This is a genomic window from Sphingobacterium corticibacter, assembly GCF_003076635.1.
Classification (GTDB): Bacteria; Bacteroidota; Bacteroidia; order Sphingobacteriales; family Sphingobacteriaceae; genus Sphingobacterium; species Sphingobacterium corticibacter.
On record NZ_QDKG01000001.1, the window covers coordinates 213,330 to 237,109 of the forward strand.

The 23,780-nt window shown below is 44.0% G+C and carries 22 protein-coding genes; 3 read left to right on the forward strand and 19 right to left on the reverse strand.

From position 1 onward, the window contains the following. Window positions 1-163: 163 nt before the first annotated feature. The 17 genes from DC487_RS00855 to DC487_RS00935 all read right to left on the reverse strand — a co-directional run bounded on the left by DC487_RS00855 (window position 164) and on the right by DC487_RS00935 (window position 19,507). On the reverse strand, window positions 164-1,957 hold the full coding sequence (locus tag DC487_RS00855; RefSeq protein ID WP_116774061.1) for a serine hydrolase: 1,794 nt from the start codon (window positions 1,955-1,957) through the stop codon (window positions 164-166). Window positions 1,958-2,090: 133 nt separating this feature from the next. Then, a complete protein-coding gene (ilvA, locus tag DC487_RS00860; protein ID WP_116774063.1) occupies window positions 2,091-3,338 on the reverse strand; it encodes a threonine ammonia-lyase IlvA in 1,248 nt (415 codons plus the stop codon). 31 nt (window positions 3,339-3,369) lie between these two features. Next, window positions 3,370-4,524, reverse strand: coding sequence for a 2-isopropylmalate synthase (locus tag DC487_RS00865; protein WP_116774065.1), 1,155 nt, complete (start codon window positions 4,522-4,524; stop codon window positions 3,370-3,372). 41 nt (window positions 4,525-4,565) lie between these two features. After that, window positions 4,566-5,645 carry a 3-isopropylmalate dehydrogenase gene (leuB, locus tag DC487_RS00870; protein ID WP_116774066.1) on the reverse strand — a complete coding sequence of 360 codons (1,080 nt, stop codon included), beginning with the start codon at window positions 5,643-5,645 and terminating at the stop codon, window positions 4,566-4,568. Window positions 5,646-5,669: 24 nt separating this feature from the next. Beyond that, window positions 5,670-7,136, reverse strand: coding sequence for an ATP-binding cassette domain-containing protein (locus tag DC487_RS00875; protein WP_116774068.1), 1,467 nt, complete (start codon window positions 7,134-7,136; stop codon window positions 5,670-5,672). Further along, window positions 7,129-7,728, reverse strand: coding sequence for a 3-isopropylmalate dehydratase small subunit (gene leuD / locus DC487_RS00880; RefSeq protein ID WP_116774070.1), 600 nt, complete (start codon window positions 7,726-7,728; stop codon window positions 7,129-7,131). Before leuD ends, DC487_RS00875 begins: the two co-directional genes overlap by 8 nt. 22 nt (window positions 7,729-7,750) lie before the next feature. Beyond that, entirely contained in the window at window positions 7,751-9,166 is a 1,416-nt protein-coding gene (gene leuC, locus DC487_RS00885) for a 3-isopropylmalate dehydratase large subunit (RefSeq protein ID WP_116774071.1), read from the reverse strand. Window positions 9,167-9,285: 119 nt separating this feature from the next. Then, a complete protein-coding gene (ilvC, locus tag DC487_RS00890) occupies window positions 9,286-10,767 on the reverse strand; it encodes a ketol-acid reductoisomerase (protein WP_116774073.1) in 1,482 nt (493 codons plus the stop codon). A gap of 37 nt (window positions 10,768-10,804) precedes the next feature. After that, window positions 10,805-11,269 carry a DinB family protein gene (locus DC487_RS00895; RefSeq protein ID WP_116774075.1) on the reverse strand — a complete coding sequence of 155 codons (465 nt, stop codon included), beginning with the start codon at window positions 11,267-11,269 and terminating at the stop codon, window positions 10,805-10,807. 13 nt (window positions 11,270-11,282) lie between these two features. Next, the gene (gene ilvN, locus DC487_RS00900; protein WP_116774076.1) at window positions 11,283-11,873 is read right to left on the reverse strand and encodes an acetolactate synthase small subunit; all 591 of its coding nucleotides are present in this window, start codon (window positions 11,871-11,873) and stop codon (window positions 11,283-11,285) included. Window positions 11,874-11,949: 76 nt separating this feature from the next. Continuing rightward, window positions 11,950-13,686 carry a biosynthetic-type acetolactate synthase large subunit gene (gene ilvB, locus DC487_RS00905; RefSeq protein ID WP_116774078.1) on the reverse strand — a complete coding sequence of 579 codons (1,737 nt, stop codon included), beginning with the start codon at window positions 13,684-13,686 and terminating at the stop codon, window positions 11,950-11,952. 33 nt (window positions 13,687-13,719) lie between these two features. Further along, window positions 13,720-15,420 carry a dihydroxy-acid dehydratase gene (ilvD, locus tag DC487_RS00910; protein ID WP_116774080.1) on the reverse strand — a complete coding sequence of 567 codons (1,701 nt, stop codon included), beginning with the start codon at window positions 15,418-15,420 and terminating at the stop codon, window positions 13,720-13,722. After that, the gene (locus tag DC487_RS00915; RefSeq protein WP_116774082.1) at window positions 15,404-16,294 is read right to left on the reverse strand and encodes a branched-chain amino acid transaminase; all 891 of its coding nucleotides are present in this window, start codon (window positions 16,292-16,294) and stop codon (window positions 15,404-15,406) included. The genes ilvD and DC487_RS00915 overlap by 17 nt, the downstream gene beginning before the upstream one ends. Window positions 16,295-16,669: 375 nt before the next feature. Continuing rightward, the gene (gene atpC, locus DC487_RS00920; protein ID WP_116774083.1) at window positions 16,670-16,912 is read right to left on the reverse strand and encodes an ATP synthase F1 subunit epsilon; all 243 of its coding nucleotides are present in this window, start codon (window positions 16,910-16,912) and stop codon (window positions 16,670-16,672) included. Between the two features lies 1 nt (window position 16,913). Then, window positions 16,914-18,416: a F0F1 ATP synthase subunit beta gene (gene atpD / locus DC487_RS00925; protein WP_116774084.1), complete on the reverse strand. Its 1,503-nt coding sequence runs from the start codon at window positions 18,414-18,416 to the stop codon at window positions 16,914-16,916. Between the two features lie 165 nt (window positions 18,417-18,581). Next, on the reverse strand, window positions 18,582-18,953 hold the full coding sequence (gene crcB / locus DC487_RS00930) for a fluoride efflux transporter CrcB (RefSeq protein ID WP_116774085.1): 372 nt from the start codon (window positions 18,951-18,953) through the stop codon (window positions 18,582-18,584). A gap of 29 nt (window positions 18,954-18,982) precedes the next feature. Continuing rightward, window positions 18,983-19,507 carry a hypothetical protein gene (locus DC487_RS00935; protein WP_116774086.1) on the reverse strand — a complete coding sequence of 175 codons (525 nt, stop codon included), beginning with the start codon at window positions 19,505-19,507 and terminating at the stop codon, window positions 18,983-18,985. A gap of 211 nt (window positions 19,508-19,718) precedes the next feature. Here DC487_RS00935 and DC487_RS00940 point away from each other — a divergent pair, with 211 nt between their 5' ends. From DC487_RS00940 to DC487_RS00950, 3 genes are read left to right on the forward strand one after another with little or no spacing between them, the layout of a single operon-like run. Beyond that, entirely contained in the window at window positions 19,719-20,435 is a 717-nt protein-coding gene (locus tag DC487_RS00940) for a CoA transferase subunit A (protein ID WP_116774087.1), read from the forward strand. Between the two features lie 4 nt (window positions 20,436-20,439). After that, the gene (locus DC487_RS00945; protein ID WP_116774088.1) at window positions 20,440-21,630 is read left to right on the forward strand and encodes an acetyl-CoA C-acyltransferase; all 1,191 of its coding nucleotides are present in this window, start codon (window positions 20,440-20,442) and stop codon (window positions 21,628-21,630) included. 1 nt (window position 21,631) lies between these two features. After that, entirely contained in the window at window positions 21,632-22,261 is a 630-nt protein-coding gene (locus tag DC487_RS00950; protein ID WP_116774089.1) for a 3-oxoacid CoA-transferase subunit B, read from the forward strand. 94 nt (window positions 22,262-22,355) lie between these two features. On the opposite strand, the gene DC487_RS00955 is transcribed toward DC487_RS00950, so the two are convergent. Next, the gene (locus tag DC487_RS00955) at window positions 22,356-22,913 is read right to left on the reverse strand and encodes a DUF4256 domain-containing protein (protein WP_207774284.1); all 558 of its coding nucleotides are present in this window, start codon (window positions 22,911-22,913) and stop codon (window positions 22,356-22,358) included. 215 nt (window positions 22,914-23,128) lie between these two features. Beyond that, window positions 23,129-23,707, reverse strand: a complete 579-nt coding sequence (locus DC487_RS00960; protein WP_116774090.1) for a DUF4136 domain-containing protein — start codon at window positions 23,705-23,707, stop codon at window positions 23,129-23,131. Window positions 23,708-23,780: the final 73 nt, after the last annotated feature.

Here is a 23,780-nt window from a genome sequence, read left to right on the forward strand (position 1 = left end):
TAATTCTTTATGTTAACTGTTTCGGACATAAAAAAAGGCTTGATTTTAAAATCAAGCCTTTTGAATTGAATACGTAATGCGACTTATTCTCGTATTAATATCTGATTAAGATAGGAAATTGGTCTCTTGCTTGTAAAGAAAAATGAAACTTCTGAAAATACTACTAGTTAATTCTTTTGGCGGCGAATGTACCATTGGGTTGAATTGCATAGAGCGTGCTTGCTTTTCCGGTGCTTTCATCTAGCTCAAACCGAATCGCAAAACCAGCAAGGTCCTTGATCTTAAAATTGTGATTGCCTTGCGCTATCGTTTCATAATTTTTTTGGCCAGGTACATCCATATAGATTACATTATCCTTTACTGTTATCGTGATCTTCATATTACCCACAGCATATTGACCTAAGTAAGCTTCTAAATCTTTTGGGCTTACCTCCTTGGCGCTGACTTTGCGTGTGAATTCGAACGATTCTGGAAGATCTAGTTGGGCGCTTTTAATGTCGCCATCAAAACCAGTGTGAAAAGTGATTTTTTGCGCCTCGTCGTCATCTTGCTTTTTCTCTTTATTGGTACTTAGCTCTCTAAGCGCGAACGTGTCATAATGATAATGCTCCAAGTGGTGTTCTTTTGTGGCTAAATGTGTTTTTAAAACACCATTTTCGAAGCGTATCTCGAATTGTCCGTATGCTGGATGATGATATTGTCCTACATAATCCGCTAACAGATGGGATGGCTTAGTACCTTTCACTTGTTTTAAATCATCTTCCAGCGGTTTTATTGCCATTTCTGCGCTGTCTTGTTGTACACCACGCCTATTCCAATTGACGTAAGCTAATCCCAATAATTGATCAGAAATCAAATTGCGAACAACGCTTGGTACTTCGGATCCATTTTGATTCGTCAATACCACAATGCCCAACGAGTCACTCGGAAAGAAACTGATAGATGCGGAGAATCCATCGATATTGCCGCCGTGCTCTACTTGGTAATGACCGCGATACGAACCAATCATCCAGCCCAAACCATAGTTTTTGAGGTGTACATCTGTTTGTTTGGTAGAAGGTAAGGCCGCTGCGATGACCATTTGCGAACTCATGGCTTCCTGAACGTATTTTGCTGGCAAAATCTGTGTGTTGTTGTACTTTCCTTCGTTCAACCACACTTTCAGCCAGTTTGCCATCTCTACCACGCTACTATTGATGCTACCGGCCGGGCCCATGCCATTGATATTATAATAGGGCATATACTCGATCTTTTTATCATCGTCTACGGTGTAGCCACGAGAAGCATTCTTATTATTCGACATATCAGCAATACCCAAATTGGTTTGCGTCATGTCGAGGGGCTTTAGAAAATGGGTGCGAATATTATCTTCCCAAGATTTTCCGGTACGCTTCTCGGCAATCATACCTTGCGCTAGGTACATGAAGTTGTTGTACAGCCAAGTACTGCGAAGATCAGCAGTAGGTTTCATGTATTGCACACGTGCCAATAAGCTGTCGCGAGCATCGGTGTTGAAGAGATACCACGAAAGATCATATCGGGAAAGCCCAGTGCGATGCGCCATCAGATCGCGTACAGTCACCTGGCTTTCGCGTCCATCTTGAAAACGCAATTCCGGCAAATGCTGAGTGATTTTATCGTCTAAAGACAGGCTGTCGCCAAATAACTTACCGACTAATCCCGCCGTAAAGGCTTTGGTTGATGAACCAATAGCGTACAAAGTCTGCGGTGTAGCAGGCAACTTCTCTTCATCATTGCGATAACCATAACCTTTGCTGTATAGCAAGCTATCCTTATGCACAACAGCTACCGAAAACCCTGCTACTTGATAGTCTGCCCGCACTTTTTCGAGTAAAGAATCGATAGTAGACCAATCGGCAGATTTTTTTGTCTGAGCTTGTGTTACTTGAAAGCATACGCTCAACAATAGGAGCGTGATTGTGATGGACTTACGCATGAAAAGGAAATATTGGTATAGCACTAGTGGCTAAAATAATGGTTTGTATAAATTCTTCTTAAAGATACGAATTTATTCAATTCCGCCGGATCAATTGGAGATTTACCCGGCGGAATAGATAAAATATTTGGTGTTACACCAAATATTCAAAGAGAGTTTGATCTTTATTGATCTCAATAAAGTCAAATTTATACGCTTTTAGGCGCTCGATCAAGCTGGTGTAATCTTTGGCCGTGCCTAGCTCCACACCGATCAATGCCGGTCCGCGTTCGCGCTCCGTTTTTTTGATGTACTCAAAGCGCGTGATATCATCTTTTGGTCCCAATACTTCGGTTACCAATAATCTCAATGCACCGGGGCGCTGTGGGAATCGCACGATGAAATAGTGCTTGATACCTTCGTACAAGAGCGACATCTCTTTGATCTCGCCCATACGATCGATATCGTTGTTGCCACCTGATACGATACACACGACTTTCTTGCCGCGAATCTCTTCTTGATGAAAGTCTAGGGCTGCAATAGACAAAGCGCCTGCCGGTTCAGCAACAATGGCATCTTTGTTATACAACTCCAAAATAGTTGTACATATCTTACCTTCTGGAACAGAGCGTACGCTATCCAACAATTGGCTGGATATAGCGAAAGGAAGTGCACCAATTTTCTTTACAGCGGCACCATCGACAAATTTGTTGATGCTTTCTAACTCAATCGGTGCGCCATGCTTCATGGCGGCTTGCATAGACGCTGCTCCTTCGGGCTCTACTCCGTATAGTTTGGCTGCTGGTGCATGTTGCTTCATGTAAAGACTCAATCCCGAAGACAATCCGCCGCCACCGATCGGTACAATTACCGCCTCGACATCCGGTAAATCTTCTAAAATCTCTACCGCTACGGTACCTTGTCCTTCAATGATCTTGATATCATCAAAAGGTGGGATGAAAACCATCGCATGTTCAGCAGCGTATTCTAAAGCGGCCTTTTGGCAGTCATCAAAGGTGTCTCCGGTCAAGACGATTTCTATATTGCCATTGCCCCACATCTCTGTTTGCGTAATCTTTTGGCGCGGCGTTGGGCCGGGCATAAAGATGACGCCTTTAATGTCTAGCTTTTTGCACGATAGTGCCACGCCTTGCGCGTGATTGCCCGCGCTAGCGCAGACTACGCCGCGCTGTAAATCATCCGCCGACAGGCTACTAATTTTATTGAATGCGCCACGCAATTTGTACGAACGTACGACTTGCAGATCCTCGCGTTTTAGATAAATCTCTGCGCCGTACTTTTCCGACAGGTGATGATTATATTGTAATGGCGTGCGGAAAACAACATTTTGGATGCGTTCTTTAGCAGCCAAAGAGTTGATTTCCAACGTGGATAAATTCATGTATTGCGTATATTATGTATGCAGGAAAAGGTTATTTGACTAAGGTCAAAAGATCCTCGTCCACAATGTCTTTTTTGGCATCTGCCAATACGAGAAAACGCTCGTAGGTAGCTGCTAATGCGTCTTTGTCCATGGTGTATCCCAAGCGCTCTAAATGGTGCTTCAAAGCGTGGCGGCCAGAGCGTGCAGTTAAGATAATGCCAGCTTCATTCAAACCTACATCTTCCGGACGGATGATTTCGTAATTCTCGCGGTGCTTTAAGAAACCGTCTTGGTGAATACCGGAGCTATGTGCAAAAGCGTTTTTGCCCACGATAGCTTTGTTTGGTTGTACCGGCATGCGCATCATCGAACTCACCTTTTGTGAAATGGCGGTGAAGAGCTTGCTGTTGATATTTGACGTCAAACCTGGGAAGTGTGCTGCATGTACTTTTAAGATCATGGCCACTTCTTCTAGCGAAGTGTTTCCGGCACGCTCGCCGATACCGTTGATGGTACATTCTACCTGACGGGCACCATTTTGAATCGCGGCGATGGAATTGGCTGTCGCCAAGCCCAAATCATTATGGCAATGTGCTGAAATGATCGCCTGATCGATGTTCTTGACATGTTCTGTCAAGTATTTGATCTTCGAACCATATTGATCCGGCAGACAATAACCATTGGTATCTGGAACATTGACGACCGTCGCTCCGGCAGCAATAACGGCTTCTACCATCTGCGCTAGATACGGAAGATCGGCACGGCCAGCATCTTCTGCATAGAATTCTACATCTTCCACAAAACTTTTAGCGTGCTTCACAGCAGCCACGGCACGGTTCAGGATTTCCTCACGTGTGCTGTTGAATTTGTATTTGATGTGCATATCCGACGAGCCGATACCGGTGTGGATACGTGGACGTTTAGCGTATTTTAAAGCTTCGGCGGCCACGGTAATGTCGTTTTCATTGGCGCGCGTAAGGGCACAGATAATGACGTTGTCTACCGCTTTAGAGAGCTCGACGACAGACTGAAAATCTCCGGGACTGGATACGGGAAAACCCGCTTCAATAATATCCACGCCTAGTGTTTCCAGATCTCTGGCTATTTCGATTTTTTCCGGTGTCGTTAGCTGGCAACCGGGTACTTGTTCACCATCTCTAAGGGTGGTGTCGAAGATATACAAATGATTCGGATCGTGTAACATAGGTTCGAAATTTAGTACTTTACAGTATGTTTATATATCGGTTATCTTGACTTCAATAATTCAATGACCTTTTGGCCCATGGCTACGGTGCCTAAGATGCGATCCGCAGGCGTGTCGTTCACGGCAATATCAGATGTTCTCCATCCTGCTTTCAATGCTTGATCTACGGCTTCGGTAACGGCTTTCGCTTCTTCTTGCAATCCAAAAGCAATATCTAACATCAATGCTGCTGATAGGATAGAGGCTAATGGATTGGCTTTGTCTTGGCCAGCAATGTCGTGTGCAGATCCGTGAATTGGTTCGAAAAATCCAGTGCCATCGCCAATAGAAGCGGAGGCCAACATACCCATTGATCCAGCGATCTGCGATGCTTCGTCGGTCAGGATATCACCAAATAGATTCGCGGTCAATACCACATCAAATTTCTTTGGATTTTTCACCAATTGCATGGCCGCATTGTCGATAAACATGTGCTCGGTTTCTACATCTGGATATTCAGCAGCCAATCCTTGTACTACTTCTCTCCAAAGACGAGAGGTTTCTAATACGTTGGCTTTGTCTACTGAGCAAAGACGTTTGCCACGAGTCTGCGCCGCTTCAAAAGCTTTGCGTGCAATACGCTCTACTTCGTAGCGGTGGTAATTCATCAAGTCGGAAGCGAAGGTGTTATCTTCATTACGCGTTTTCTCTCCGAAATACACATCACCGGTCAACTCACGGAAGAATAAAATATCAGTCCCGCGAAGGATCTCTGGCTTCAAACTAGAAGCATCCAACAGCTCATCGAACAATAAGATAGGACGTAGGTTAGCATATAGACCCAGTTCCTTACGGATTTTTAGCAAACCTTGCTCTGGGCGTACTTTGGCCGAAGGATCATTGTCGTATTTGGCATGACCAATCGCGCCGAATAAGATTGCATCAGAAGCTTTGGCTTTTTCCAAAGTTTCATCAGGCAAAGGATTGCCAGTGGCTTCGATCGCGGTATGCCCCATAATGGCGTTATCAAATGCAAACTCATGTCCGAATTTGGAAGCGATGACTTCTAGTACCTGCTTACCCCATTCTGTGACCTCTTGTCCGATACCATCACCCGGGATGATTAATATATTCTTCTTCATGTTATGTCGTTACTTGACGAGTTTTTACACTCGTTCTTCTAGTATGTGTTTTTGTTGTGGTTTAACTATTTTTCCCTTTTCCAATACCAAACGGTGGTCGATGGATTTCGGTAATTGACTTTCGTAATGCCCGACGTAAAGCAATGTTTTGCCGTGCTGGCATAATTCATCTACTACGTCGTTGAAATACTGTGTTTGTGTTTGATCCAAACCTTGGCAGGGCTCATCCAATACCAATAGTGGTGGATTTTTGATCACTGTTCTGGCCAATAATGCCAAACGTTGTTTGCCCAAAGGCAAGGTGCTCAGCAGTTCACTTTTGACGGTATACAGATCAAAAAAATGCAACAGCTCATCCACTTGTTTCTTCTGCTGAAAAGAGGCCTCTGTATACAAACCGATGCTATCGAAAAAACCTGACGTGACGGTGTGCCATACGGTAGCAGTTTGGTCAAAATACCAGTGCATTTCGGGCGAGATCAATCCGATCTTTTGCTTAATGTCCCAGATGCTTTCGCCAGAGCCACGTTGATTGCCAAATAAGCGAATATCTAAGCCGTACGCTTGCGGATGGTCGCCGTTAATGAGGCTCAACAAGGTGGATTTTCCGGATCCGTTGGCACCTTGGATAACCCATTTATCGCCGCGATTGACGGTCCATGAGATGTCTTCCAATACGGTTTTGTCGCCATAGCGAACGTGTATGTTGGTGAGCTGAATGATTTGCTCGCTAGTTGCTTCCGGCGCTGCTTTCAAAAATTCGGGTAAAGCACGTGATTGCCGTGGCTTAGCCACGATAAAATCATCCGGACTAGCGACTTCTTGTAATTGGCCAGCCTGCACCATCGCGAATGCATTGATGCACTGCGGTAAGTTGGTGTCATTCGTCAATAAAATCACCTGTGTACCTTGTTCAGCAAGACTATCAATACAATCGTTTAATGATTTTCTCGATGCTTTATCTAAGCCCGTGTATGGCTCATCGATGATGAGCAGCTGCGGATTGCTCCATAGTGCTTTGACTAATTGCAACTTTTTATGCTCACCACTAGAAAGCTCGATCAGTTGCGAATCCATTTGCTGCTCAAATCCCAACGCCTGCACGAGGGGAAGCGCTTCTGCTAAAGCTTGGTTTTCCTGTTCTGCAAAATGCGCCAATTCGCCAGCTACCGTTCTGGTATCTCGCCCTTGATGGGTATTGTAGCGTTGCTGATAGTAAAAGTTGCGATCGCCCTCTAAGTTGGTAAACTGATACCAGTTAGGTACATAGAGCACGCTCGGAGATTTGTCGCTTGATAAATTCAACTCAATCGAGCCCTGATATGGGATTTGATTGGCCAAAGCACGTGCTAAGGTTGTCTTTCCAGAACCACTTTCGCCACCGATCGCCCAATGTGTGCCACGCTCATAAGTCCACGCCAAGTCCTGCAACACAGTTTTAGCACCGTATCGTACGCAAAGATCTTGTATGTGAACCAACGGTTTAGACATAGCTATATGGACGTGTTTTTTCGAATTCTTCGATTTCCGCACGATGACTCAAGATATAATCAATGTCATCATAGCCATTGATCAAGCAAGATTTCTTGTACGGGTTGATCTCGAAGGTGAATGATTCGTTGGTGTCTTGGATGGTTACGGTCTGCGCTTCTAGGTCGACGACTAGTTTGGATTCGGGATTTTTAAATGTCGATGCAAAGATCTTTTCCAAGAACTCTTCGGTCACTTGAATCGGTAATACGCCATTATTAAGAGCGTTACCTTTAAAGATATCAGCGAAAAAAGAGCTGATTACCACATCAAAACCATAATCTTGAATGGCCCAAGCGGCGTGCTCACGGGATGAACCACAACCAAAGTTCTTACCTGCTACCAAGATTTTACCAGCGTAGGTAGCATCATTCATCACGAAATCTGGTTTGGGTTGATTGTCGCCATCAAAGCGCCAGTCTCGGAAGAGGTTGTCGCCAAAGCCATCGCGGGTGGTCGCTTTTAAGAAACGAGCCGGAATGATTTGGTCGGTGTCAATATTTTCTATCGGCAATGGTACTACCGAAGAGTTTAATGTTTCAAATTTTTTCATTTCATCTAATAACTTAGTGAATCTATACGACAGCTTCTGCTCCTAACAATTCGCGCACATCGGTAATCTTGCCAGTAATGGCTGCGGCAGCTGCTGTCAACGGGCTCGCTAGCAAAGTACGCGCATTAGGGCCTTGTCTTCCTTCAAAGTTTCTATTCGAAGTGGATACACAATATTTTCCAGCAGGAATCTTATCTTCATTCATGCCTAAACAAGCTGAACAGCCTGGCTCGCGTAGAATAAAACCAGCGGCTTCCAACACGTTGTCAATACCTTCAGCTTTGGCTTGCGCTTCTACTTGTTTAGAGCCCGGTACAATCCAGACTTCCACTTGTGGTGCTTTTTGCTTTCCTTGTACGAAATTGGCCACTTCGCGCAAATCTTCGATACGCGAGTTGGTACAGCTTCCGATAAATACATAATCTACCCGCTTGCCAATCAACGATTCGCTGTCCGCAAATCCCATGTAGTTCAATGCTTTTTTGTACGAAGGACGTTCAGACTCCACTTGGCTTTCTGTAGCTGGTATGTTTTGTGCGATACCGATACCCATACCTGGATTTGTTCCATACGTAATCATCGGTTGTATATCTGCTGCATCGAATTCTAATACGGCGTCGAATTCTGCATCTTCATCGGAATACAAGGTTTTCCAATAAGCCAAAGATTCTTCCCATTTTTCGCCTTTTGGTGCAAACTCTCTTCCTTCAACATAATCAAATGTCGTTTGGTCGGGCGCGATCAATCCACCACGAGCTCCCATCTCGATACTCATGTTGCACACGGTCATGCGGCCTTCCATCGAAAGTGCGCGAATAGCTGATCCTGCAAATTCTACAAAATAACCTGTGCCTCCTGCTGCGGTAGTTTTCGAGATGACATATAGTACAATGTCTTTGGCGCCAACACCTTTTTCCAATGTGCCGTTGATCTCAATTTTCATGGTTTTTGGTGCTTGCTGCAACAAGCACTGCGTAGCAAAGACTTGCTCTACTTGGGATGTCCCAATTCCGAAAGCAATCGCGCCAAAAGCACCATGCGTAGACGTATGGCTATCGCCACATACCATTGTTTTTCCTGGTAAGGTGATACCCAACTCCGGACCGATCACGTGTACGATTCCCTGATAAGGGTGTCCCAATCCGTAAAGCTCCACACCAAATTCGCTGGTGTTTTTGCTCAACATATCTACCTGATATCTGGATAATTCTTCTTTGATCGGCAGGTGCTGATCGATTGTCGGTACATTGTGATCGGCGGTAGCCACCGTCTGATTCGGTCTGAACACCGGTAAATTGCGCTTGCGTAATCCGTCGAAAGCCTGCGGCGAAGTTACCTCATGAATGAGGTGCGTATCGATATACAGGATGTCTGGAAAACCTTCTTGCCGTTTCACAACATGCGCGTCCCAAATTTTTTCTACTAATGTCTTTCCCATTATGCTCTCTCTCAAATTGTGGTATTATGGATACGGGTCAAATTGACATATCGTCAATTTGACCCGTGATATGTCTATCAAAATTACGAAAATTTTAATGGATTATCCTGTTTTTGCTATTACGCTGTCTTGATCGTTTTCATCGCCTTCATTGCTTTACGTAGTTCACGTCCAACGACTTCCACCGGGTGGTTACGCAATTTTTCGTTGATTGATACCAACTTAGAATTGTCTACTGCGCCGTCCTTGCCATCGTTGAAGTTCTTTCCAACAACATCGGTTTCTACTGTTCTCATGAAGTCAGTCAATAAGGGTTTACAAGCTTGATCGAATAGGTAACATCCGTATTCTGCGGTATCAGAAATAACGCGGTTCATTTCGAACAATTTCTTACGAGCAATCGTGTTAGCGATCAATGGTGTTTCGTGCAATGATTCGTAATAAGCACTTTCTGGTTTGATACCTGCTTCTACCATTACTTCGAACGCCAACTCTACTCCAGCGCGTACAAACGCGACCATCAAGGTGTAGTTGTCAAAGTATTCTTGCTCATTGATCTGTACATCACCAGCTGGTGTTTTTTCGAAAGCTGTTTCGCCCGTTTCTGCACGCCATTTCAACAAGTTGACGTCGTCATTAGCCCAGTCTTCCATCATGGTTTTGCTGAATTCGCCCGACATGATATCGTCTTGGTGTTTTTCGAACAATGGACGCATAATATCTTTTAGCTCTTCGGATAGTTCGAATGCTTTTACCTTTGCTGGGTTGCTCAAGCGATCCAACATACCGCTTACACCACCGTGTTTCAAGGCTTCAGTAATTACTTCTACACCATATTGAACCAATTTGGAAGCATATCCAGCATCGATTCCTTTCTCCACCATTTTGTCGAAAGATAGGATAGATCCTGTTTGTAGCAATCCACATAGGATAGTTTGCTCGCCCATCAAATCCGATTTTACTTCAGCTACGAAAGAAGATTTCAACACACCTGCTTTGTGTCCGCCAGTACCCACACAGTATGCTTTTGCTTCTGCCCATCCTTTTCCTTGTGGATCATTTTCTGGGTGAACCGCAATGAGCGTAGGAACACCAAAACCGCGTAAGAACTCGGCACGTACTTCCGAGCCTGGAGATTTAGGAGCTACCATGATTACAGTAAGATCTTTACGCACTTGCAATCCTTCTTCTACTATGTTGAAACCGTGCGAATAAGATAAAGTAGCACCTTCTTTCATCAAAGGCTGTACGGCATTAACTACGTTAGTATGTTGTTTATCTGGAGTAAGGTTGATTACAAGATCTGCCGAAGGGATCAATTCCTCATACGTACCTACCGTAAAGTTGTTGTCTGTTGCGTTTTTCCAAGAATCTCTTTTTTGCTCGATGGCCTCCTTACGCAGGGCGTAAGAAACATCTAAACCACTATCACGAAGATTCAAACCTTGATTCAAACCTTGTGCACCTGCACCCACAATGACGATTTTTTTACCTTTTAATGCTTCAACGCCATCGGTGAAAGCGCTAGCATCTAAAAATTCTGCTTGTCCTAATTGGGTTAACTGCTCTCTGAGCGATAGGGTATTAAAGTAATTTGCCATTGTTATGTATTTATATTTTTTTTGATATCTATTGAGGTTATTTAATTAATCTTTTCTGTGCGGTGGCGTAGCCAAAATGCAGGTTGTCATGCCCTGCCGTGGTCATGATGACTTCTTCGATCTTGTGTAGCGTGGATTTGTAGGTGCTGGTCTCAAAGGGTTGAAAACCGACAAAAATATCGGTTTCGTAATCCAAATGGATCGCATTTATCGTATCTACGGCTAGTTTCTTCAAAGCATCGACTTCGGCCTGTTCTACAAAATATGTCGGTTTGGTTCCTTTGGCATAAGCGGACAAATATTGGATCTGACTCGTGTCTGGGCGAACGCCTGAACGGGCGTAGCACAAACCTTGGGTAGAGACCACGATATGACCAAAATTCCAGATAATATTGTTGTTAAATCCTGCCGGAATTTCATTGAGTTGCTCCAGCGTCAGCGTATCTAACAGTTCTATAAATGCCCGTCGTGTATCACGGATAAATTGGAATACTTCCTTCATGTCTGCGGTATGATTACATCGTGAAAACCTCGTCCTGCTGATCTAGGAATTCATTTTCCACGACATCAGGGGATGGTTCTTGTTGTTCAAACTCTTTCAGTTTCTGATGGAAACCAGCGCTTTCTTTGATAATCGCAATGCGAGCACCACGCACAAACTCAATCAAATTGTATTTGGTGAGTTCGGCTGTCAAGCGGTCGATTTCTTCGCGATGACCAGCCGTCTCGAAGACGATATAGTCATTACGAATCACGACTGCACTAGCACCGTACTGGCGCAACAAGCGCTCAACGTATGCCTTCTCAGCGATCACGTCAGCCGGTACTTTATACAAAGCTTGCTCTTGCCACACCAACTCATCATTGGTGTTGTAATAAGCTTTTAATACTTCGACCTGCTTCTCGATCTGCCGACATAATTTGCGTACGACCTCTTCGCTTTCGCTAATAACGATCGTAAAACGGTGTATGCCTTCTACTTCGGAAGGAGAGGTGTTCAGACTTTCGATATTGATCTTGCGTCGAGAGAAGATCGTGGATATACGCCCGATCATTCCAATGGAATTCTCGGTGTACAGGGTGATGGTATATTCTTGCTTTTCCATTTTGTGTTATTTAAGAAGGGAGAAGTTAGAAGTAAGAAAGTGGATCTCATCTCTCACATCGCGCTTCGCAATTCTACTATTTCAACCTTATTTCTGAAACTGAAGTTCCTTGAGCAACCATTGGGAACACATTGTTCTCTTTGCCCACCATGACTTCTAGTAAGTAAGCGCCATCGTGATCCAACATCGTTTTCAGTGCTGTTTTAAGATCTTTACGTTCTGAAATCTTATTACCATCGATATAGTATCCTTTGGCTACCGCTACAAAATCTGGGCTGGTAATGTCTACGAAAGAGTAGCGTTTCTGATGGAAAAGTTGCTGCCATTGGCGTACCATACCCAGAAACTCATTGTTCAGGATCAAGATCTTCACTTTTGCGCCAAATTGCATGATGGTGCCTAATTCCTGAATCGTCATCTGAATACCGCCGTCGCCGATAATCGCAACTACATCGCGATGTGGTGCTCCATACCAGGCACCAATAGCAGCTGGTAAACCAAAGCCCATCGTGCCTAATCCCCCCGAAGTGACATTGGATCTGCTCGAGTTAAACTTGGCATAACGGCAAGTCACCATTTGATGCTGGCCAACATCGGTTACGATGATTGCGTCACCATTGGTCAACTCATTTAAGGTTTTGAGTACTTCTCCCATCGTCATGATGTCTGTCGTTGGGTTCAGCTCATCTTGGATTACCTCTTTGATTTCTTCCTTTTCCAGTTCGCGGAATTCGGCTACCCAAGCGCTATGATCATTTTGTTGTAGCAAAGCGGTAAGTGCAGGAAGCGTTTCTTTGCAATCTCCCCATACAGGTACTGCTGTTTTGACGTTTTTATCAATCTCGGCTGGGTCAATGTCCAAGTGTACGATCTTCGCTTGCTTCGCGTATTTGTCTAATCGGCCAGTTACGCGGTCATCGAAACGCATACCAATTGCAATCAGCACATCGCATTCGTTCGTCATGACATTGGGCGCATAATTACCATGCATACCCAACATGCCCACATTAAGCGGATGTTCGGTTTCCAATGCGCTTAATCCCATCACAGTCCAAGCGGCTGGGAAACCACCTTTTTCGATGAAGGCTTTGAATTCCGCTTCCGCTTTACCTAAAATAACACCTTGTCCAAACAGTACAAATGGTTTTTTCGCTTGGTTGATAACCTCGGCAGCTTGTGTGATGTATTCATTACGAACTACTGGCTTTGGTCGATAGCTACGAATATGATTACATTTACTATAACCCAAAAAGTCAAACAACTGAAGTTGCGCATTCTTGGTGATATCGACCAAGACTGGTCCTGGACGGCCTGTTCTGGCAATATAAAATGCTTTGGCCATGACTTCTGGAATCTCATTCGCATCGGTTACTTGGTAATTCCATTTCGTTACCGGTGTCGTAATGTTGATCACATCTGTTTCTTGAAAAGCGTCGGTGCCTAATAACGCCGCAAAGACTTGTCCAGTCACACAGACAATTGGATTGCTATCGATCATGGCATCTGCCAAGCCTGTGACCAGATTGGTCGCACCCGGTCCGCTGGTTGCGAATGCCACGCCCACTTTCCCAGAAGTACGTGCATAACCTTGTGCTGCATGTATGCCACCTTGTTCATGGCGGACGAGAATATGTTTTAATTTCTCATTGTAATCATACAAGGCATCGTAGATCGGCATAATCGCGCCACCCGGATAACCGAAAATGGTATCTACGCCTTCTTGAAGCAAAGCTTCTAAGACAGCTTGCGAACCACTCAGTTGGGTCGTCGTTACCGTTTCTTTTTCTAACTGCGTTTTTTCTAATGTGCTCATGATATATTCCGCGTAAAGGGTGATTCGACGTGCTTAAAGATCTGTTACACAGCCTTCGGAAGCGTCGGCCACCGTCTTTGCATATTTATATAATACTCCCTTGGATACTTTTAATGCTGGCTGTTGCCATCTGGCACGACGAGCAGCTATTTCCTCGTCCGATAAGGATACATTGATGGTGTTATTGACAGCATCAATTACAATGTGGTCATTGTCTTCGATCAAACCGATCAATCCACCGGCATAGGATTCTGGTGTAATGTGTCCCACCACAAAACCGTGTGTACCGCCAGAGAAGCGACCATCTGTAATCAAAGCCACTGATTTACCCAAACCTGCACCAATAATGGCAGAAGTAGGCTTCAACATTTCTGGCATGCCTGGTGCTCCTTTTGGTCCTGCATTGGTAATCACGACTACATCACCTGGTTTCACGCGGCCAGAAGAGATACCTTGAATTAGGTTTTGCTCGCCATCGAAAACGCGTGCTGGTCCTTCAAAGCGTTCGCCTTCTTTACCCGATATTTTGGCTACGGAGCCTTTTTCGGCAATATTTCCGTACAAGATTTGTAAGTGACCCGTTGCCTTGATTGGATCAGATAATGGGCGGATAATCGGTTGGTTGTAATCGATGATCGACTTCACATCGGCTAAGTTTTCCGCTACCGTTTTACCAGTTACGGTAAGGCAATCACCATGGATTAATCCTTCGTCCAATAAGTAACGCATCACGGCTGGCGTACCGCCATATTGATGCAAATCTTGCATCAAATATTTCCCACTCGGTTTGAAATCTGCCAACACAGGTGTTTCATTACTCATGCGTTGGAAGTCATCTTGCGTAATATCGACACCGATGGCTTTACCGATCGCAATGAAGTGCAATACCGCATTGGTACTACCACCCAATATGATGATGCTACGTATGGCATTTTCAAATGCTTTGCGCGTCATGATATCGGAAGGCTTAATGTCTTTTTCTAGTAGAATACGGATGTATTTTCCAGCTTCCAGACATTCTTGTTTTTTCTCTTCACTCACTGCAGGGTTGGAAGCAGAGTAGGGAAGGCTCATTCCCAATGCCTCAATAGCAGAAGCCATCGTATTGGCGGTATACATACCACCGCAAGCGCCAGCGCCTGGACAGGTGTGTTTGATAACGCCTTCGTAATCTTCGTCCGAAATGTTGCCGCAGATTTTCTGACCTAAGGCTTCAAATGCAGATACAATATTCAGTTCCTCACCTTTATAATGGCCGGGAGCAATCGTGCCACCATACACCATCAATGAAGGACGATCCAGTCTTGCCATCGCCATAATAGCGCCGGGCATGTTTTTATCACAACCTGGAATAGCAATCACACCATCATAATATTGTCCACCACAAATGGTTTCAATACTGTCTGCGATCACATCACGGCTTACTAAAGAGTAGCGCATGCCGTCAGTTCCGTTACTCATACCATCGCTGACACCAATCGTATTGAATATTAATCCAACTAAATCTTCGGACCAAACGCCTTTCTTAACCTCTTTCGCAAGGTCGTTCAAGTGCATGTTACAGGTGTTGCCATCATATCCCATGCTGGCAATACCGACTTGTGCCTTCGCCATATCCTGATCGGTCAATCCAATCCCATAAAGCATGGCTTTAGCGGCTGGTTGTGTGGCGTCTTGTGTAAAGATGCGGCTATATCTGTTTAACGTGTTTTCGTTGTCAGATGATGACTTCATAATTCTCTTGCTCTAATACTAATTTTTTGTACGTACGTTGTATGGACGAACCTATCGTGTGTTCCCAATCTTCAGGATAGGTCGTTTCGTCAATTTGTTTAATCCCAATAATACCTGCTGCGGTGCCACATAAGAAGGCGCTATCTGCGGTATACACATCTTCGACAGTCAGTCGTTTTTCGACCACCTCAAAGTTTAGACCTTTGCAGATGTCCATCACCGTCTGCCGCGTAATCCCCGGAAATACGTTTTCCATCGGCGGGGTATATAATTTGTAATCTTTTTCTATAAAGAGGTTTTCGCTGGATGCCTGAGCTACAAAGCCATCTTGATCGAGCATTAGCGCTTCGTCAAAGCCTTTGCGAATGGCATCACTCGTAGCACGAATCGCATTGATATACTGACCCGAAATCTTAGCATCGATCTGGAAAGATTTTGGATGCGGTCTACGAATATCGGAAAGACAAACTTTGAGCAAATTCTGACCTAAGAATGGACCCCATTCCCAAGCGGCAATCACAATGCTGGAGTTGGCTGCAGATGTCAGATGCATATTTGATCCCGAAAAGACCAAAGGACGAATGTATGCAGCACGCATGTTGTTTTTTGCCAACAACTCATACGTCTGCTCAATCAGTTCGCGTGTAGACCAAGGAAAAGGTAAATTAATCGCTTCGCAAGAGGTGCGTAGGCGATCAAAGTGAGCTTCCGCTTTAAATAGACGAACACCATTGTGTGTGCTGTACGCACGCAGTCCTTCGAAAGCACCATAACCATAGTGCAAGGCTTGCCCGAAGAAGTCAGTGCCTGCTTCGTTGGCCTTTACAAATTCGCCATCTAGAAAAATGTACGTGTCTTGATTATAATACTGCATAGCTTTCCCGATTTTGTTTTCCTCTGTCTGGTATCATCACAACGGAGAGACAGGTCTTCTCTTTTTGTTTCTGTAAGATAAAGCGAATCCGTTTTTAAAGCAATAGCGCGTATTTAAATTTTAAAAAAGTTTTTTATTCTGAATTTCAGGATTAAAAGTTTTTTTATTCTGCGATATGGCTAATTTTTTAAATTATAATTTGGATTAAGGTAGACTAATATTAAAATGAGTCTACCCTTGCGGAATTCAAATATTTTGCTAGACTGCCAATTTTCTGCCTAAAATGAGAGATTTGACGATCTAGGTTATAAAAAAAGCCTCTTAAAACATATTGTTTTAAGAGGCTTATCTCTTTAGGGATTTTGTAGAAGTATACTAACGTATTCCTTCGGCCAAGACCGTAATAACATTGTCTTTGGCTTCTACGACGCCACCTTTGATTTGGAATACTTCTTCCGACGTACCCGTATTAATGATTACTTTACCATCTTCCAATGTAGATACGATAGCAGCGTGATCTTTCAAAATCTGAAAAGAACCAGCACTACCAGGTACGGTAACGGCTGTTACATCGCCTTCGTATGCTAACTTATCGGGAGTTATGATTGTTAATTTCATATTAAACAGCTTCAGCTATTAGTTTTTTACCTTTTTCAATAGCCTCTTCAATGGTACCTACCAAGTTGAAAGATGCTTCTGGATACTCATCTACTTCACCATCAATGATCATGTTGAAACCTTTGATCGTGTCTTTGATATCTACCAATACACCTTTAAGACCTGTAAATTGTTCCGCTACGTGGAAAGGCTGTGACAAGAAACGTTGTACACGACGAGCGCGAGTTACTGTCAATTTATCTTCGTCAGACAACTCATCCATACCTAAGATGGCAATGATATCTTGTAGTTCTTTGTAACGTTGCAAAATCTCTTTTACGCGTTGTGCGGTATTGTAGTGCTCATCACCTAATACTGCTGGAGATAAGATTCTTGAAGTAGAATCTAATGGATCTACCGCAGGATAGATACCTAACTCAGCAATCTTACGAGACAATACGGTAGTAGCATCTAAGTGGGCAAATGTAGTTGCCGGCGCAGGGTCAGTTAAGTCATCGGCAGGAACGTAAACCGCTTGTACCGAAGTAATAGATCCGTTTTTAGTAGAGGTAATACGCTCTTGCATCAATCCCATCTCTGTTGCCAACGTTGGTTGGTAACCTACCGCTGAAGGCATACGGCCTAATAGGGCAGATACTTCAGAACCGGCTTGTGTAAAACGGAAGATGTTGTCGATAAAGAAAAGAACGTCACGACCTTGACCTTCGCCTTCACCATCGCGGAAATATTCTGCAATCGTAAGACCTGAAAGGGCTACACGTGCACGCGCACCTGGAGGCTCATTCATTTGTCCGAATACGAAAGTACATTTAGAATCTTTCATCAATTCGTGATCGACTTGATCCAAAGGCCACTGGCCTTTTTCCATGCCTTCCATGAAGTGATCGCCATATTTGATGATGCCTGATTCAAGCATCTCACGCAATAAGTCATTTCCTTCACGTGTACGCTCACCTACACCCGCAAATACAGATAGACCACCGTGTCCTTTAGCGATATTGTTGATCAATTCTTGGATCAATACGGTTTTACCAACACCGGCACCACCGAACAATCCAATTTTACCACCTTTCGCGTAAGGCTCTAGTAAGTCAATTACTTTAATACCTGTAAATAATACTTCCGTTTCTGTCGAAAGATCTTCGAAACGTGGAGGTACATTGTGGATACTGCGACCGTTTTCTTTGTCAACATTTTGGATACCATCGATAGCATCTCCAACGACATTGAATACGCGGCCTTTAATACTTTCTCCAATAGGCATTTTGATTGGCGCTCCAGTATCTACTACTTGCATACCACGAACCAAACCTTCCGTAGCATCCATCGCGATAGTACGAACACGTTCTTCACCTAAGTGTTTTTGAACTTCCAAAACTACACGCTGGCCATTTTCTTTCTCAATGTACAGAGCGTCAAAAATTTTCGGAAGATTGTCATTGTCGGCGAAGTTGACGTCAACAACGGGGCCGATAATCTGCGCTATTTTACCAATATTGGGCATATTAATAGGACTAAATATAATTATTCATTCATATACAGCCACTTCTGTTGTGGTGTATTTTGGTTTGCAAAAATAGCTTTTATCCGTTGAAAACCAAAACATAAAAAAAGAAAATAGTATAGAACGACTAGTATGCTAAAAATCGCTAATACAGTGGCTGTTATGCTAGGATGTGCATGCAAAGCCAGCCCATATGGCCAGAAGACTGATCAACACGCTGCTGAGCACATAAATAATCGCGGTAAGTATCTGTCCCGACTGCAGCAAAGCCAGATTTTCTGCCGTAAAAGCGGAAAAAGTCGTAAATCCACCGCAAAAACCGGTCATCAAAAATAGACGCCACTCTGGAGCATGAACTGTATGCTGATTGAATAGTGATAAGATGAGTCCCGCCAAAAAGGAACCAATCACGTTGACTGCAAATGTTCCCCAAGGAAAAGGAGTCGAAAGATAGCGGCTGATGCCATTGGAAATAAGAAAGCGGAGGATGCTACCTGCACCTCCGCCTATTCCGATAAGTAGCATGGTACGCCACATAATCTTTTTTTGATCTGCCTGGTAGCAGGTTAAGAATTTCGTTTCAATTGTTCATCGAGTAGTTGTCGTTTTAGCAATTGTTCTTTTTCCATCGATTTCTTTTTGAACGATTGCAATTCGTCTTGCAACTCATGTACAGTCTTCTGATGCTCTACGGTATCGATTTTCGATTTTTTGAAAGCAAAGAAACTGGCAATAAAAGCAATCGCAAAAACACAAATCAAGACCCAAACGATGGTATGATACGTGCTTTTCTGAAAATCGATGCCCAGAAAGGAGATGCTATCGGTGCGGTCACGCTCTACTCGCAGTTCGCCCTCTAATGTACTTACCGAATCACGCAAACTCTTTGCTGTTGCTATTGATGATGAGCTGGCTTCCGTTATTTTTGCTATTTCACCTTTCAAATGCTTGATGGTGTCGGCGGTATTTTTGCGAAGAATCTCCAGGTTGGTTTTTCGAATCAGTTTCGTGTCGGCATCCTGACTACGTGATAGCGTGTTGATAAAGTAAAACTGAGAATCAATAGCACCTTTTAATGCGTAAGGCAGCATAGGCCTATTCTGTCCAAATGAGAAAGAGATGCAAAAAAGAAGAGCTGTAGTAAGAAATGCTTTGAACATAATTCGATAAAACTTTTTGATGTTTATATGATGATTGACTCAATTTTAGTCATAATTATGAACATAAACAAGATTTCTATTCAGAAAGAGATCGCGATTTCTTAACTTTGTTAAAGTTTTTAACCCCAGAATTATAAACTTTATGATAGATAAAACGGTGTCTAATGCTCTTGAGGCAATACGTGATGTGCAGTCGGGTATGACCATCGCCGTCGGAGGTTTTGGTCTTTGCGGAATCCCAGAGAATTTAATTCAAGCGTTAATAGATCAGCAAATAAAAGATTTGACGTGCATTAGTAATAATGCGGGTGTGGACGACTTTGGTTTAGGCTTATTACTACAGCGTCGACAGATTAAAAAGATGATTGCGTCATACGTTGGCGAAAACGCGGAGTTCGAACGGCAGATGTTGAGTGGTGAACTGGAGGTAGAGTTAGTACCTCAAGGGACATTGGCGACACGGCTGATGGCGGGCGGATATGGAATGCCGGTCATTTACACGCCGACAGGCGTAGGTACCGAAGTAGCCGAAGGTAAGGAAGTTCGCAAGTTTACCTTTCACGGAGTAGAAAAGGACTATTTGATGGAACATGCTTTCGAACCTGATTTTGCTTTGGTGAAGGCGTGGAAAGGAGATCGGATGGGCAACCTTGTTTTCCGCGGTACGGCAAATAATTTTAACCATGCCATGGCGATGTGTGGTAAAGTCACGATAGCCGAGGTGGAAGAATTGGTCGAGCCGGGCGAATTAGATCCTAACTATATTCATACGCCAGGTATTTACGTGAGTCGTATTTTTCAAGGCGAACGGTACGAAAAGCGAATAGAACAACGCACATACAGTACAAAAGAAAGTTAACAACATGCAAAACACAACAAAAAAAGTATTTATCGTTGCCGCCAAACGTACCCCAATCGGCGGTTTTGGCGGCGGATTAGCCTCAATTGTTGCAACCGAGTTGGGCGCAAAAGCAATTGATGCAGCACTACAGCAAAGCGGTGTGGCGGCAGATCAAGTGGATGAGATTTTGATGGGAAATGTATTGTCAGCAAATATCGGTCAAGCACCAGCAAGACAGGCTTCTCGCAAGGCTGGACTTCCCGATAATATACCAGCAACAACGATTAATAAAGTGTGTGCCAGCGGTATGAAAGCAGTTTCTATTGGCGTACAGCAAATCTTACTAGGTGATGCCGATATCGTTGTGGCTGGTGGAATGGAAAGTATGAGCCAAGTCCCATTCTACGATGCTTCGGCACGTTGGGGTGCCAAATATGGTCATCAGCAACTCATCGATGGCCTGCAAAGAGATGGGTTGACGGATGTCTATTCTGAGAAAGCGATGGGCAATTGCGGCGAATCCTGTGCGGCGAAATATGAATTTACAAGAGAACAGCAGGATGAATATGCCATTTCATCCTACGAACGTAGTAAACAGGCCTGGGATAGTGGGAAGTTTGCTGCCGAGGTAGTCGAAGTAACTGTTGCCGGCCGTAAAGGAGATACGGTAGTTACCGAAGATGAAGAATTCCGACAAGTCAACATCGCCAAAATTCCACAACTACGACCATCTTTTAGTAAAGAAGGAACGATTACAGCGGCCAATGCATCTACGTTGAGTGATGGTGCGGCAGCTTTGATCTTGGCTAGCGAAGAAAAGGTGAAAGAACTTGGGTTAAAACCCATCGCAGAGGTGATTGCTTATGCAGATGCCGAGCAAGATCCAGAATGGTTTACCACGACCCCGAGTATTGCTACGGAGAAGGTGCTTAAAAAAGCCGGATTGACGAAAGAGGATATTGATTACTTTGAGTTCAATGAAGCGTTCTCCGTAGTGGCGTTAGCCAATGCCAAAATCTTGGGATTAGCTACCGAAAAAATTAATGTATATGGTGGCGCTGTTGCGCTAGGGCATCCGCTCGGTTGTAGTGGTGCACGCATACTCGTGACTTTGAGTAGCGTATTAAAACAAGAAGGTGGCACGTATGGCTTAGCTGCCATATGCAATGGCGGCGGCGGTGCAAGTGCAATGATCATCAAAAAATACGAATGATATGCTGGATAAATATGGAATTGCTAAACGCATTGCGCAAGAAGTCAAAGATGGCTATTACGTGAATTTAGGGATTGGCATACCGACCTTAGTAGCTAATTATATCCCGGACAACATCAACGTCGTGTTGCAAAGCGAGAATGGATTACTTGGTATGGGCCCTTTCCCGTTGGAAGGAGAGGAGGATGCAGATTACATCAATGCCGGAAAGCAAACCATCACCACGTTGCCAGGTTCGGCTTTTTTTGACTCGGCCATGAGCTTTGGCATGATTCGCTCACGAAAAGTCGATTTGACCATTTTAGGAGCGATGGAAGTATCTGAAAATGGCGATATCGCCAACTGGAAGATTCCAGGCAAAATGGTGAAAGGAATGGGCGGCGCCATGGATTTGGTAGCCAGTGCTCAAAATATCATCGTGGCCATGCAGCACGTGAATCGCCAAGGCGAATCCAAATTACTGCCATCTTGTGCGCTGCCACTAACGGGCTTGCGTTGCGTCAAGAAGATCGTGACTGAGTTAGGTGTATTTGATATCGTACCCGAAGGTGGTTTCAAGATTGTCGAACTGCACGAAGGGGTCACGCTTGAGCAAGTGCGCAATAGTACCAAAGGAAAGTTGATTGAATAAAAAGGGCATTCGTTCAATAGATCAGCGAAATGCTCGGTTTTTGAGCACATTTAATAAATGAACAAAGGAGAAAAGCGTTCGATTTTCTCCTTTGTTATATATGCAGCATACCCCGAAATCCGCGTGCTGCGTAATAAGATTCTGCGCCATTGTGATAGATAAAAACACGGCCAAAGCGGTAATCGCCAAATAGCGCGCCTCCTAGCTTCCGGAACTCTTCAGGCGTGCGCAACCAGCTGGAAGTTTTCGTGTCAAATTTGCCGACTTCTTGTAGTCTTTTGTATGCCTCCTCGTCCAACAATTCTATGCCCATGCTTCGGGCTACTTCTACGGCGCTATCCACTGGTTTATTTTGTTTTCGGGAGTCTAATGCTTCCTGATCATAACATAAACTGCGTCGTCCTGTTGGACTTTCTGGGGCGCAGTCGCAGAAGATCAACTTACCTGTATCCGCATCCGTACCAATCACATCCGGTTCACCTTGACTATCTTCCATAGCATGTAGCGCATTTAAGGCTGCATCGTCGGCGCGCTCTAATGTAGCAAATACATCATGCCATGTCAAATTGGGGTGTCTTCCTGCATTTTCACTAAACCGTTTTTCTAATTTTTCAACTAGTTCTTCCTTTTGGTCTTTTGTCAATGTCTTCATAGTCGGATCGGGAATTCGTTTTTTTCTATCTGTACTATTTAGGTTCTATTTTCTGATATGGACAAAAAAAGTCATATCATGATAAACGAAAATACACATATTTTGCGAGAATTTTTCCCACAAAAAAGGGGTAAGTGCGAAACACTTACCCCTTTTTTGTGAATATTCAAGACCAAGCTTGCCGATCACATGAAAGACAAAACTGTCAGTCTATATTATTTACGTACAGGATATTGTTTAAAGATTCCCTGAATGATTCCTGGTAACTTGTTGATAGCGCGTTCTGGGTTGCGCACTTCGCGCGATCCACGTGCTTGCCAAACTACGGCATCTTCTTTACGATCAACTGCTTCGACGATGATATGAGCATAGCGATAGCCTTCGCGGCCAACTGGTTGAGACCAACCGCCGCCCCAGCCCATTCCCCAGCCCCAGCCGCCACCCCAGCCCCAAGGTCCCATTCCCCAACCCCAGCCTCCATTAGACCAGATTAAGCGACTTTTGTTGTTGACGATGGCGATATAACGAAACAAAATGTCTGGGTTTTCTTTCGAATAAGTAAGACCCAATTTCTCTACTTCGGTATTTGCCGCGATCATAATGTTCTCCCGAGCGATGTCGTTTGAAAAATAATCTTTGGATAAGGAGTCGATCGGTGTCAACCAGCCGTACGTACGATATTGGGTGAAATCTTTGTTCATCACTTTGGTAGTGTTGAACTTGTTGGTGCGACACGCCGAAAATAAAAGCGTGACAGCCAACAAAAGGCTAAAGTGTAGTATGTATTTTTTCATGACTTTTAGATGCTAACAAGTGTTTATCTATCTTATTTGACGAATTAAAGTATAAAAAGTTTAATCATGATGT